13 protein-coding genes, 1 tRNA gene and 1 pseudogene are annotated in these 12,797 nt (G+C 30.9%); 8 read left to right on the forward strand and 7 right to left on the reverse strand.

The features are described 5' to 3' along the window. Positions 1-100 precede the first annotated feature (100 nt). Positions 101-1,672 (forward strand): DUF1593 domain-containing protein, encoded by a 1,572-nt coding sequence (locus tag B5E92_RS05575; protein ID WP_204245239.1) that lies wholly within the window; start codon positions 101-103, stop codon positions 1,670-1,672. Between the two features lie 18 nt (positions 1,673-1,690). Here the strand turns inward: B5E92_RS05575 and B5E92_RS05580 are convergent, their stop codons facing one another. Genes B5E92_RS05580 through B5E92_RS05590 form a run of 3 tightly spaced genes read right to left on the reverse strand, consistent with a single transcriptional unit; the run spans position 1,691 to position 3,432 of the window. After that, positions 1,691-2,614 (reverse strand): SPFH domain-containing protein, encoded by a 924-nt coding sequence (locus B5E92_RS05580; protein WP_087300028.1) that lies wholly within the window; start codon positions 2,612-2,614, stop codon positions 1,691-1,693. Positions 2,615-2,625: 11 nt separating this feature from the next. Next, complete coding sequence (locus B5E92_RS05585) at positions 2,626-3,051, reverse strand: NfeD family protein (protein WP_087300030.1); 426 nt, start codon at positions 3,049-3,051, stop codon at positions 2,626-2,628. 15 nt (positions 3,052-3,066) lie between these two features. Then, positions 3,067-3,432 (reverse strand): hypothetical protein, encoded by a 366-nt coding sequence (locus tag B5E92_RS05590; protein WP_087300032.1) that lies wholly within the window; start codon positions 3,430-3,432, stop codon positions 3,067-3,069. 291 nt (positions 3,433-3,723) lie between these two features. Here B5E92_RS05590 and B5E92_RS05595 point away from each other — a divergent pair, with 291 nt between their 5' ends. The 3 genes from B5E92_RS05595 to B5E92_RS05605 are packed head-to-tail and all read left to right on the forward strand — an operon-like array spanning position 3,724 to position 5,526. Then, complete coding sequence (locus tag B5E92_RS05595) at positions 3,724-4,188, forward strand: hypothetical protein (protein WP_087300034.1); 465 nt, start codon at positions 3,724-3,726, stop codon at positions 4,186-4,188. Positions 4,189-4,201: 13 nt separating this feature from the next. Next, positions 4,202-4,903 (forward strand): purine-nucleoside phosphorylase, encoded by a 702-nt coding sequence (gene deoD, locus B5E92_RS05600; RefSeq protein WP_087300036.1) that lies wholly within the window; start codon positions 4,202-4,204, stop codon positions 4,901-4,903. Further along, positions 4,903-5,526: an HAD family hydrolase gene (locus tag B5E92_RS05605; protein ID WP_087300038.1), complete on the forward strand. Its 624-nt coding sequence runs from the start codon at positions 4,903-4,905 to the stop codon at positions 5,524-5,526. Before deoD ends, B5E92_RS05605 begins: the two co-directional genes overlap by 1 nt. Before the next feature lie 13 nt (positions 5,527-5,539). Here B5E92_RS05605 and B5E92_RS05610 read toward each other — a convergent pair whose 3' ends face one another. After that, entirely contained in the window at positions 5,540-5,740 is a 201-nt protein-coding gene (locus B5E92_RS05610) for a DUF378 domain-containing protein (protein ID WP_087300040.1), read from the reverse strand. 87 nt (positions 5,741-5,827) lie between these two features. On the opposite strand from B5E92_RS05610, the gene B5E92_RS05615 reads away from it, so the two are divergent. The 3 genes and pseudogenes from B5E92_RS05615 (at position 5,828) to B5E92_RS15970 (ending at position 8,690) form a co-directional block, all read left to right on the forward strand. Beyond that, a complete protein-coding gene (locus tag B5E92_RS05615; RefSeq protein ID WP_239406407.1) occupies positions 5,828-6,820 on the forward strand; it encodes a hypothetical protein in 993 nt (330 codons plus the stop codon). Positions 6,821-6,906: 86 nt separating this feature from the next. After that, a complete protein-coding gene (gene alr, locus B5E92_RS05620) occupies positions 6,907-7,980 on the forward strand; it encodes an alanine racemase (RefSeq protein WP_087300044.1) in 1,074 nt (357 codons plus the stop codon). A gap of 53 nt (positions 7,981-8,033) precedes the next feature. Continuing rightward, a pseudogene (locus B5E92_RS15970) lies at positions 8,034-8,690 on the forward strand (CatB-related O-acetyltransferase). 79 nt (positions 8,691-8,769) lie between these two features. On the opposite strand, the gene B5E92_RS05630 reads toward B5E92_RS15970, so the two are convergent. The 3 genes from B5E92_RS05630 to B5E92_RS05640 form a co-directional block, all read right to left on the reverse strand. Next, a complete protein-coding gene (locus tag B5E92_RS05630; RefSeq protein WP_087300046.1) occupies positions 8,770-9,189 on the reverse strand; it encodes a DUF6568 family protein in 420 nt (139 codons plus the stop codon). 99 nt (positions 9,190-9,288) lie between these two features. Then, on the reverse strand, positions 9,289-10,287 hold the full coding sequence (gene galE / locus B5E92_RS05635) for a UDP-glucose 4-epimerase GalE (RefSeq protein ID WP_087300048.1): 999 nt from the start codon (positions 10,285-10,287) through the stop codon (positions 9,289-9,291). A 79-nt stretch (positions 10,288-10,366) separates the two neighbouring features. Then, the gene (locus B5E92_RS05640; RefSeq protein WP_087300050.1) at positions 10,367-12,418 is read right to left on the reverse strand and encodes a translation factor GTPase family protein; all 2,052 of its coding nucleotides are present in this window, start codon (positions 12,416-12,418) and stop codon (positions 10,367-10,369) included. A gap of 260 nt (positions 12,419-12,678) precedes the next feature. Between B5E92_RS05640 and B5E92_RS05645 the strand changes: the two genes are divergently transcribed. Continuing rightward, positions 12,679-12,754: transfer RNA gene (locus B5E92_RS05645), tRNA-Val, on the forward strand. Positions 12,755-12,797: the final 43 nt, after the last annotated feature.

Consider the following 12,797-nt stretch of genomic DNA (forward strand, 5'->3'; position numbering starts at 1 on the left):
TGATGAAAGGGTTTACAAATCTAAACAAAAGGTTTATAGTATGTTTGAAAAATGTTTAAATGATTAAACTTTATTTAAACCAAAGGAGAAAGGAGAAAAAATGAAAAAGTATTTTATGGTATTCAAAAAACTGGCAATAGTTTTTTGTATGCTGGTAGTGGTAGTAGGTTGTTCTTCAGGTGGTGAAGACCAGAAGGTGGTAACTCAAACAAACCAGGAAAAGGCGAGAACTGTAATTACAACTGATGGTGAAGTAGATGATATGAACTCAGTTATTCGTGCTTTGTTGTATTCTAATGATATGGATATTAGTGGTATTGTTTTAACGAGTTCAATGTATCATTATGCTGGAGATAGCGAAAAAGGAATTGAACCATTTAGATGGACAGGAACAGATTGGATCTTTGATTTTTTAGATGATTATGAAGCTGTATATGATAATTTAAAAGCTCATGATGAAGATTATCCAGAACCTGATTATTTAAGATCAGTTACTAAAATTGGTAATATAAAAAATAAAGGTGAAATGGATGAAGTAACTGAAGGTTCTGAATTTTTGAAAGATTTATTCTTAGATGATGACCAGCGTACTTTATATGTTCAAACTTGGGGTGGTACTAATACAACTGCTCGTGCTTTAAAATCTATCGAAGAAGAATATAAAGACACTGATGAATGGGAAGATATTCAAAAGAAAATTAATGATAAACTTGTTTTATATATTATTTTAGATCAAGATGATAGTTATAGTGATTATATTGCTAAAAACTGGCCTGATATTGAAATTATTAATGATCGTAGTAATTTCTGGCATTTTGCATATGCTTGGCAAATGCATAGCGATGAATTAAATGAAACTTTAAAAGCTGATTGGTGTTATGAAAATCTTGTTAAAGATAAAGGTCCTTTAATGGAAAACTACGCTTTAATGGGTGATGGGAAAATCATTGAAGGTGAAAATTATGAAGAATTACGTGGAACCCAAGATTATTTAACTAACAATCCAAATTATCAACAATATGATTTTATTTCTGAAGGGGATTCACCATCATTCTTATATTTAATTGATACTGGTCTTAGAAGTTTAGAAGATCCTAGCTATGGTGGCTGGGGTGGTCGTTTTGGTGAAGATGGTATTAACTCAGTTCTTGATTATAATCCATATTCTAAACAATACGAAGCACAATATAGTTTAAGTCGCTGGTTTACTGATATCCAAAATGATTTTGCAGCACGTGTAGATTGGTGTTTGACAGATGATGACAAAGCTGTAAATCATGCTCCTAGTGTTAGTGTTGAAGAAGGAATTGATATCGAAGCTAGTGCTGGTGATGAAGTAACATTAACAGCTAAAGGTAAAGACCGAGATGATAATAATTTAACTTATAGATGGTGGCGTTATCATGAAGCTGATACTTATCAAGATAGCAAAGTGACTACTAAAGAAGAAGTTCAAGATTTAGATGGTTTACAAATGGATATTACTCGCCAAGTTGGTGAAAATGAAAAAATAGATACAATTGAAATTAAAAATAGCAACGAAGCTAAAATGTCATTTGTAGTTCCAGAAGATGCTAAAAGCGGTGATACAATTCACATGGTAGTAGAAGTCCAAGATGATGGGGCTCATCAATTAAAACATTATCAAAGAGTTATAATTACTGTAAAATAAATAGGATGCTAGCGCATCCTATTTTTCATCATCTTCAGGTTTTTCATCAACAACTAATTCTTTAATTGAACTAACTAAACCAGCAAGACCTTGAATTTCACTAGGAACAATAATTTTTGTAGCCTTACCTTTAGCTAATTCTTCTAATGCTTTAAAACCTTGTAATGTAACATAAGCTTGTTCAGGTTTTGCATCATTAATATATCTAATACCTTTAGCTTGAGCTTCGTATACAAGTCTTAAGGCTTCAGCTTCCCCTTCAGCAATCGCGATTTTAGCTTCCTTATCAGCTGTTGCTCTTAAGATCATTGCTTCTTTATCACCTTCAGCATTTAAGATAGAAGCAGTCTTTTTACCTTCAGCTTGTAAAATAGCTTCACGTCTTTCGCGTTCAGCACGCATTTGTTTTTCCATTGCTTCTTGAATATCACGAGGTGGAATAATGTTTTTAACTTCAACACGATGAACTTTAATTCCCCATGGATCAGTTGCTTCATCTAAGATACTGCGCATTCTTGAATTGATAATATCTCTAGAAGTTAGTGTTTCATCTAATTCAAGATCACCAATAATATTACGAAGTGTAGTTGCTGTTAAATTTTCAATTGCATTAATTGGTCGATCAACACCATAAGTGAAAAGTTTTGGATCAGTAATTTGATAATATACTACAGTGTCGATTTGCATAGTAACATTATCTTTAGTAATAACTGGTTGTGGTGCGAAATCAACAACATGTTCTTTTAAAGAAACTTTATTAACTACTCGATCTAAAAATGGAATTAAGATATGCAAACCAACGTTGCAAGTACGATTATAAGCTCCGATTCGTTCAACAACATAGGCTTTTGATTGTGGTACGATTCTAATTGTTGTAGCAATAATGATGATCAATAAGATTGCTAAAATACCCCATAAAACATAAACATATAAATCAGTCATAAAATATCCCTCTATTCTTCAATTTTTTTAACTACAAGATGAACTCCTTCAATGGCAACTATTTCACAATAATCTCCTTCGCTAATAACAGCGTTATCAAGACTTGTTGCTGGCCATGAAGTTGACATAACTTTTACTTCACCTTTATTATCAGCTGTGATGGTTTTAGTTACTAAACCATGTTTACCAATCACACGATCGACATTAGTTTTTTCAATGTTTGTTCGTAAATATTTTTTAGCTATAGGTCGTACTATTATAATTGTAAAAATACTAACAATTGCAAATAATACGATTTGAATCGTTTGACTAGCACCTAATAGACAGGCAATCAAAGAAACAATACCACCAGCAGCAAACCAGATACTAACTAAATCAGTTGTAAGGATTTCGATTATCGCAGCGACAATGGTAATTCCTAACCAGATTGGTATCATTTATCTTCCCCTCCTTTACAGATTAACTAATAGAATTTGATGGACAACATCAAACTTTGCTGAAAATTTAACACACTTATTATTTTCCAAATCAAAGCCATAACTATTAGCTAAATCACTTATAAAATTTTTGTTTGAAATACGGCCATAGCTTTTTCCAATAGAAATTCGATGCAATTGATCTTCAGGGTATATTTGCTCGTTAATTTCTTTCTTTTTTACTGGCTTAATTCCTAAAACATTATTTTTTCGATCAATTCCTAATAAAACATATTCCACATCTTCAAAATGACGACATGCCGCTTTATTTAATGTTAAGTTTGTACTATAGATAGTAACTGTTTTTTTGGCAATATCATTAGTTGACCATTCAAATTCCATAAGTATCATCCTTTCTATTAATATTATATTATAAAAATTATTTTTATTCAATAATATTACATTATAAAATCAAAAATATAATTAACTATTATAACATGATTTTTAAATTGAACACAAAAAATCTATTTTTATCCCATTAAATCAAAATAATATTATAAAGACAAAGGTAATTAGTCATAGTATATCTAGTTAAAGTTTGTCAAAATTAATAGTACGACTACTGCTATAAATTGGGGATTATAGTCTTTTACAACTATGGGCGATTGGGGTATAATGACTTAGAGGTGTAATATGAAAAAATTAATTAAATTAACAATGATGTTCATTTTGGCAATTACAGTAGCGGGTTGTCAAGAAAAACGAGAATATACCGATACTTATACGCTACATTATTTTTATTTAGAAAGCTGTCCTAATTGTCAAAATTTTACCGAAAATGGTTTACCACTAATTGAAGAAGAGTTTGGTGATCATATGAAAATTGTTAAGTACAATATGGATGATCGTAATACTATTAATGAAGTAAAAGCAGCCTATGATAATTTTGTTAATAATATTATTGATTTTAATCAAGATGATTATGGCTTTGGTCCATTTTTAGTTTTAGAAGGGTACTATGCTCAATTAGGGGTTGAAGATGTTGATAAATACTTAGACAATCTAATTGCTGCGGTATCAGGAGAAAAATTAAGTGAGCCTGGCGAAATTGAAACATATTATTATTTCAATGACGGATTAGTCAAATCAGAAAATTAAGGAGGAATATGACATGGCAACACCACATAATCAAGCCAATCCTGGTGAAATTGCTAAAACAGTTTTAATGCCTGGAGATCCTTTACGGGCTAAGTTTTTAGCAAATACTTATTTAGAAAATGTTAAGGAATTTAATACTGTTCGTAATATGTTAGGCTATACAGGAACATATAAAGGAAAAGAGGTTTCAATAATGGGTTCTGGTATGGGAATGCCTTCAATGGGAATCTATTGTCATGAATTGTATAGCCAATATGGGGTAGAAAGCATTATTCGAATTGGTTCATGCGGTTCTTTGAAAAAGGATATTAAATTAAGAGATATTATTATTGTTCAAGGTGCTTGTACGGATTCTAATTTTGCTCATCAATATGAATTGCCGGGTACTTATAGTGCTATTTCTAGTTTTGATTTATTAGAAAAAGCGGTTAATGAAGCCCGTAAAAAAGATGCAGCGTTTCATGTTGGGAATGTTATTTCATCAGATATTTTTTATCATGCTGACAAAGATAGTGGCGCTAAATGGGCTTCAATGGGATGTTTAGGAGTAGAAATGGAGTCTTATGCACTATTTGCAACTGCAGCTTATTTTAATAAAAAAGCGATTACTTTATTAACAGTTTCTGATTCTTTGGTAAGTGATGAAATCACAACTGCTAAAGAAAGAGAAAAAACATTTACTACCATGATGGAAATTGCTTTGGAGATTGCTTAATGAAACAAAAATTTGCCTTTTTTGATTTTGATGATACTTTAATTCATGGCGATTCAGGACGGGCCTTACTTGGCTATTATTTAAAAAAACATCCCTTAGCTTTTTGGCGTTTGTTTAAAGTTGGGATTTTGTTTGTTTTATATTTAATAGGTATTGTGAGTTTTCAAAAGGCTAAAAGTGCCTGGTTATTTCCGATGGATAAATTAAATGATGATGAAATTAATGATTTTTATCAAAAATGTTTAGTTCCGCTCTATTATGATAATGTAATTAAGGAATTAAAACAAAAAAAAGAAGCTGGATATTTAGTGTATATTTGTTCAGCTTCAATAGAGGGATATTTACGGTTTTGTGATTTACCAGTTGATGGGATTTTAGGAACTAAGACAAAAATAGTTAATGGTAAATATACAAGTGAAATGATCGGTAAAAATTGTAAAGATGAAGAAAAAGTAATTCGTTTAAATGAGGTTATTAATAAGTTAGGGGTAGAAATTGATTATGATAATTCGTATGCTTATTCTGATTCTACTCATGATATTCCAATGTTGAAAATGGTTAAAAACCGCATTAGAATTAATAAAAAAAATGGAGAAATGACTCCATTTATATTCGAGGAGTAAAGGCTCCTCTTTTTTAATGTCCATCTAAATCGGTAAATAATAACATAATGTTAATAATACCGGCAATTCCAACTAGAATATATATTAACATTGATAAAAAGCTATCAACACCAAATAATGTATCAACTAAGTTGAAATTAAATAAACCAATTAAACCCCAGTTAATGGCACCGATAATTGTTAATGTTAATGCTATCTTTTGTAATATATTCATTATTTAAATCCTCCTTATTAAATTCTATCCAATCTAAAGTTCTTTATACATATTCTTGTAATTTTTACATATTTTATTAGTGGGGGTGTGAATTTGAAAAAAATTTATATTGGTATAGGTGCTATTGTAGTTGTAATCATTGCCACGTTGATCTTTTTTAAATTTAAAGATACATCATTAGATAAAACGATTGAAAAGGTAAAGGCTTATGATAAATATACGCTTACTTGTAATATGGAAATGGTAGAAAATGATGAGTTAAAAAGTTATCTGGTTAATGTAAGTTATTTAAATGAAGATAAAAATGAATATTATAAGGTTGAATTATATGATAAAGCGTTGAATCAATCACAAATAATTATTAAAAATAGTGATGGGGTTTTTGTTTTAACACCAACGTTAAATCAAATTTTTAAGTTTCAAAGTGAGTGGCCTAATAATTCTCCTAAACCATACATTTATCAATCATTGATTAAATTATTAGAAACGGGCGAAGTAGAAAAAATTAAAGATGGTTATCAAGTAAAATGTGAAGTTCAATATCCTAATGATTCTAGAGTGGTTGGACAAGAAATGATTTTTGATAAATCACTAGCACCAAAACAAGTGACAGTTTTAGATAGTGAGGATGCTGAAATTATAACTGCAGAATTTACGGAGTTTAAAACTGATGTAAATCTATCTAAAGATAATTTTAATGAAAAAGAAGTCTTACAAAATAGTAAAAGTGAGTATTCAAGTGCTAGTAGTGAACTACCATTATATCCAATTGCTTTAATGGGTAGTACTTTAGATAGTGAAGAAGTATCAACGATAGATGGAACAACTAACCATATTTTAAAATTTACTGGTGATAAAAACTTTACTGTTATTGAAACACCAGTAGTGGCAAGTGATGAGATCGTTGTTGAAACAATTGAAGGTGAAGCAATTGATTTAGTTGATGGGGTTGCTTTTTATAATGAAGGTGAATTAACGATGATGAAATCAGGAATATTATGCAAAGTGTATTCACAGGATTTGAATAAAGATGAGATGGTAAATGTAATTAGCAGTATGCAAACTTCAAGTTTGAAATAGGGGCAAATGCCTCTACTACATATTTTGGAAAATGTTTGAATTATAATAGAGATTGGATTATACTAGAGGGTGCAAAGGAGTAAATTATGAATTTATATCGTGATACATATGCCCAAATTAATTTAAAATATTTAAAAAATAATATTGAAACAACATATAAAAAATTTAAACGACCTTTAATGGCGGTAATCAAAGCAGATGCTTATGGTCATGGTTATCGTGAGGTTGCTAAATATATAAATGATATTGATTATATAGAGATGTTTGCTGTGGCAACATTGCCAGAAGCTATTGAGTTGCGGGAACTAGGAATCAAAAAAGGAATATTGATTTTAGGAGCAGTACCAACATTAAAAGAAGAAATTGATTTAGCAATTAAATATGATATTACTTTAACGATGATATCATTAGAGTACATGCATCATTTAGCTTCGTTAATTGAAGATAAACCGCTTAAAGTCCATATTAAATTAGATACTGGTATGCATCGTATTGGACTTACAAGCAAAGAAGAATTAGAAGAGCTATTAGCAACGATTGATCGTGATAAGTTTATTTTAGATGGTATTTTTACCCACTATGCTACAGCTGATGGGGAAAAAGAGGCGTTTGATAAACAGCGAGCATTATTCTATGAATTGGTAAAAGACCATGAATTTAAATATATTCATTGTTGTAATAGTGCGGCAATGACATACCATCATGATACTGGTTCGAATTTAGGGAGAATTGGTATTGTAATGTATGGATTGGATCCAGCTGGAAATGAAACTGATGAGTATAAACAAGTAATGTCATTATATTCTAAAGTATCAATGGTTAAACTTATTAAAAAAGGTGAGCGAGTAGGTTATGGGTTAACTTACCAAGCTGAAAATGATGAATATATTGCGACAGTTCCAATTGGTTATGCTGATGGTTTGATTCGTAAAAATCAAGGACGTAAAGTATATATTAATGGTAATTATTATGAAATCGTAGGTCGTATTTGTATGGATCAAATGATGGTTAGAGTTGATGAAACAGTTCATTCTGGTGACCAGGTCGAAATATTTGGTGATCATATTTCTTTAGCGAGCATGGCTAAAGATTTAGAGACAATACCATATGAGATTGTTTGTTTAATTTCTAAAAGAGTTGAACGCGTTTATATAAAATAAAGATGATAAGCAGATAAATTAATCTGCTTTTTTAATAAAAAAGAGCGAAGATAATGAATAAAATACCTGCTCCTAATGAAATATTTCCTAATGAATATAAAACATCATGTTTCATTAAAAATGTAATAACAGCACCTAATATTATAGTAGGTGATTATACATATTATGATGATGCACTTGCCCCAACTGAATTTGAGAAAAATAATGTTTTATTTAATTATCCGGAATTTGGTGATAAGTTAATTATTGGTAAGTTTTGTTCAATTGCTTCAGGAACTAAATTTATTATGGGTTCTGCTAATCATTGACTTGGCAGTGTTACTACTTACCCATTTAATGTTTTTGGTGGCAGTTGGCAAGAAAATACGCCAGATCATATGTCGCAATTGCCTTTTAAAGGTGATACTGTCATTGGTAATGATGTTTGGATTGGTCGTGAAAGCATTATTATGCCAGGTGTAAAAATTGGTGATGGGGCCATTATTGCAGCGTATTCAGTTGTTACTAAAGATGTTGAACCTTATAGTGTCGTTGGTGGAAATCCAGCCCGCTTTATCAAAAAAAGATTTAATGATGAATTGATTGAATTGTTGTTAGAGTTTAAATGGTGGGATTTATCGCCAGAAAAGTTAGTTACGGTTTTACCGTTGCTTTGTGATTTTGATTTGGAAAAAGTAACTAAAAAGATAAAAGAAATAATTGAGCAGTAATAAAAAAGTTACAATGAAAAATGAAATGAACCCGATTATTTAAATAAAGGAAGTTCATTTCAAAACCATTGTAACTTTTTTATTCAAACAGCTTTGATAATCGATAATATGATAATGAACCTGATTTACTTGATTCAACTTTACCATCTTTATAAACAATTGTTTGTGGTACAGTGGCATCAGTAATGTCAAGTTTTTCTTCTAACCAGTTTGCATAATCAGTATCTTCAGAAATATCAACATAATATAAAGTATCCCCAAGATGTTTTTGCAAGTATTGACTCATAGTTTGTTGATATGATTGAGTTGCAGTGTCAGTATTATTACCAATAACGACAACGAAACTATCATCATCTTTAACTTTTTCTACTAGTTCGCTTTGAGAGATAGTTGTATAGTCGTTAAAAAAGATGTCATGGATAACATAAAGTCCGATAAAAGCAACTAATACAATTCCAAAGACGCTAATTTCTTTCCAAAATTTTTTTATTTTTTTCATAATTAGCCTCCAATAAATACTATTATATAATAACAAAAATATTTATTAAAAACAACTAATAAAAAGGGATATGGCAACCATATCCCTTTAAAATAGTTTTTATTTATGTTTTAATGCATAATTCCATGTGTCACGACACATATCTTCAATTCCTCTAGTTGCAACCCAGTCAAGCTCTTCTTTTGCTCTAGTAGGATCTGCGTAGCAAGTAGCGATATCTCCAGGACGACGATCTTTGATTTCATATTTAACTTTAACGTTATTTACTCGTTCAAAAGTTTTTACTAAATCAAGAACACTATAACCAGTACCAGTACCTAAATTACAAATGTGAACACCAGGAGCTTGATAATGCTCAAGTGCTTTTACATGTCCTTTAGCTAAGTCAACGACATGAATATAATCACGTACCCCAGTACCATCATGAGTATCATAATCATCACCGAAAACACCTAAACATTCTAATTCACCAGTAGCTACTTTCATGATATATGGCATTAGGTTGTTAGGAATTCCTTTTGGATCTTCACCTAATAAACCAGATTCATGAGCACCGATTGGATTAAAATAACGTAATAGTGATACTGACATATCAGGACAAGCATGTTGGACATCGGTTAAAATTCTTTCCATCATGGCTTTACTAGTACCATAAGGATTAGTAGTATCACCTAATTTACAATCTTCTGTAATTGGTACGGTTTCAGGATCACCGTAAACTGTTGCACTTGATGAAAAGACGATTTGATTAACATGATATTTTTTCATCATTTTACTAACAATTAATGTAGTCATTAAATTATTAGTATAGTATTCAATTGGTTTTTGAACTGATTCACCAACAGCTTTAAAGGCAGCACAGTGAATAACCGCATCAATTTTATTTTCTTTAAAAACTGCCTCAGTTTTTGCTTCATCTAAAATATTAAATTCATAAAACTTTACTTCTTTTCCCGTAATATCTTTGATATATCCTAATACTTCTGGTTTTGAGTTAGAAAAATCATCAATAACAATGACCTCATGACCAGCTTCTAATAATTCAACACAGATATGGCTACCGATATATCCAGTACCACCAGTAACTAAAACATTCATAAAATACCCCCATCCTTTTTTTTCTATAATAGCATTTTTGTTTCTTTAATTAAAGTATAGAAATGTTATTTTAATCTTATTATTTATTTACAACTTCACGAACAACAGCGTCACTTGCGAATTCATAATCTAAAAATTCCATTTCAAAAACGCCTTGTCCTTGAGTGATTGAACGTAAATCAACAGCGTAATTCATTACTTCGCGCATTGGTGCTTCAGCTACGATTTTAATTAAACCATCACTTAATACATCGCTACCGATTACACGAGCTCGTTTAGTATTGAAATTACTCATGATATCACCAGTATAAGCTTCATCAACAATAACTTTCATTTTCATATATGGTTCCAATAAAGCCGGACTAGCTTTAGGAATGGCTTCTTTAAAGCACATCATTGTAGCTGTTTTAAATGCCATTTCTGAAGAGTCAACAGTGTGATAAGAACCATCGACTAAAGTTGCTTTGATACCTAAAACTGGATAACCAGCTAATACCCCGCTTTTAACGCTTTCTGCCAAACCTTTTTCAACTGCAGGGAAATATGATTTAGGGACAGCCCCACCAAATACTTTTTCATCGAATACATATGATTCGTCATAATTATGAGTTGGTTCAAATGTGATTTCAACTTCACCAAATTGACCATGACCACCAGATTGTTTTTTGAAGCGAGTTCTTTGGGTAACAGATTTTTTGATTGTTTCCCGATATGGAATTTTAATATCTTCTAATGTTGCTTCAACTTTGAATTTATTTTTTAATTTATTTAACATTGTATCAAGATGAATGTCACCAATACCATAAATACATTGTTGTTTAGTTTCGCTGTTGCTATTGAATTTTAATGTTAAGTCTTCTTCTAACAATTTATTAATAGCATTAGCAATCTTTTCTTCATTGCTTTTTCCTACCGGTACGATGGCTTTTCCATAGTATGGAGTAGAGAATTCAATTTCAGGAACAATAATCTGGTAACCAGCAATACATAATGTATCATTAGTTTTTGAATATGATAATTTAGTTAATGCTCCAATATCACCTGCATGTAAGCAATCAACAGGAACTAATTCTTTTCCAATTGGCTGATATAATTTAGATATTTTTTCAACTTCTTTTTCTTTAACGTTATATAATGAACTACCGCTATAGACTGTACCAGTTACTACTTTAAATAATGATGTTCTTCCGACAAATGGATCGGCAACTGTTTTAAAAATAAAGATACTAGCTGGTAAGCTTTCATCAAAACCTATTATTTCTTCTTCATCTTTATCGATATTTTTTACGATTAAAGAGTTGCTCATATCACCAGCTGCACTAAAGAAAGCAACCATTGAGTTTAAAATTATTTGAATTCCGATTTGATCAGTTCCACATAAAACAGGAATTAAGTTTTTAGACATAACCCCTTGACGTAAAGCTAATGAGATTTCATCTTTAGTAAATGGTTCTTCATTAATGTATTTTTCTAATAGTTCATCGCTTGTATTAGCAACAGCTTCATCAATCATTTCTTTGATTGGTAAGATTTCATCCATTAAATCTTCAGGAATATCACCTGGGATAGTATGGTCACCATCAAAGATACGTCCTTCCATTTTAGCGACGTTGACATAACCGATCATTTTATTATTTTCCATGATTGGAACCTGAATAGGAGCGATGACTTTACCATAGGTATCTTTTAATTGTTGTAACTTAGTTGGATAATCACTATTAGGGTTATCTAAGCCATTAATATAAATTATTTTAGCTTTGTCACGAGCTTTATACATTGCTTGTTTAGTACCAGCACTGATTCCAGGTGTTGCTGGATCAATTATTAATGCTGATTCGCAAACACTTAAAGCAGCTTCGCATTCTCCTACGAAATCAAATGTACCAGGAACATCGATTAAATTAATTTTACAGTTATTCCACTCAACCGGAATGATGGATAAATTAACAGATGATTTTCTGTTGATTTCTTCGTCACTGTAATCACTTATGGTGTTTCCTTCATTAATAGTTCCGGCTCGTTTAATTAAACCGCTACGATAGGCCATAGCTTCAATGATACTGGTTTTACCACAACCAGAATGACCTAACACGGCAACGTTACCGATTTCATTTGCATGATAAGTTCTCATAAAATACCACCTTTCTATAAAAAAACGAACTTCTTATATCTATTTTATCATATTGTTAGTAAAAAAAACTATATTAAGGTACTAAGAATTTAATTATTTTTAGTAAATATTTTAGTTACTAGTAATAAATGATAAAATTTAATGGGAAAATAGTGGGTAAAAGGGGAAAGAAAAAAGAAATTTAGAAAAAAATAAAAAAATATTAACAAAAGTATTGACCTATTTAAAATCTTTTGGTATATTATAGCAGTACCGTTCGAGGAGGTTTAGCTCAGTTGGGAGAGCATCTGCCTTACAAGCAGAGGGTCAGCGGTTCGAGCCCGTTAACCTCCACCATTAAAAAAGAAGAAAAGCCGGCTTAGCTCAATTGGTAGAGCAA

This window comes from Erysipelatoclostridium sp. An15 (assembly GCF_002160675.1).
GTDB classification, from domain to species: Bacteria; Bacillota_I; Bacilli_A; order Erysipelotrichales; family Coprobacillaceae; genus Thomasclavelia; species Thomasclavelia merdavium.

Excerpts from the sequence above, each read along its gene's own strand:
- galE (WP_087300048.1), bottom strand. The coding sequence starts at position 10,287 with ATGAATGTTTTAGTTACTGGTGGTACTGGATATATCGGTAGCCATATC.
- alr (WP_087300044.1), top strand. The coding sequence starts at position 6,907 with ATGAATTTATATCGTGATACATATGCCCAAATTAATTTAAAATATTTA.
- B5E92_RS05580 (WP_087300028.1), bottom strand. The coding sequence starts at position 2,614 with ATGACTGATTTATATGTTTATGTTTTATGGGGTATTTTAGCAATCTTA.
- B5E92_RS05640 (WP_087300050.1), bottom strand. The coding sequence starts at position 12,418 with ATGAGAACTTATCATGCAAATGAAATCGGTAACGTTGCCGTGTTAGGT.
- B5E92_RS05575 (WP_204245239.1), top strand. The coding sequence starts at position 101 with ATGAAAAAGTATTTTATGGTATTCAAAAAACTGGCAATAGTTTTTTGT.
- B5E92_RS05610 (WP_087300040.1), bottom strand. The coding sequence starts at position 5,740 with ATGAATATATTACAAAAGATAGCATTAACATTAACAATTATCGGTGCC.
- B5E92_RS05585 (WP_087300030.1), bottom strand. The coding sequence starts at position 3,051 with ATGATACCAATCTGGTTAGGAATTACCATTGTCGCTGCGATAATCGAA.
- B5E92_RS05590 (WP_087300032.1), bottom strand. The coding sequence starts at position 3,432 with ATGGAATTTGAATGGTCAACTAATGATATTGCCAAAAAAACAGTTACT.
- B5E92_RS05630 (WP_087300046.1), bottom strand. The coding sequence starts at position 9,189 with ATGAAAAAAATAAAAAAATTTTGGAAAGAAATTAGCGTCTTTGGAATT.
- B5E92_RS05605 (WP_087300038.1), top strand. The coding sequence starts at position 4,903 with ATGAAACAAAAATTTGCCTTTTTTGATTTTGATGATACTTTAATTCAT.
- B5E92_RS05595 (WP_087300034.1), top strand. The coding sequence starts at position 3,724 with ATGAAAAAATTAATTAAATTAACAATGATGTTCATTTTGGCAATTACA.
- deoD (WP_087300036.1), top strand. The coding sequence starts at position 4,202 with ATGGCAACACCACATAATCAAGCCAATCCTGGTGAAATTGCTAAAACA.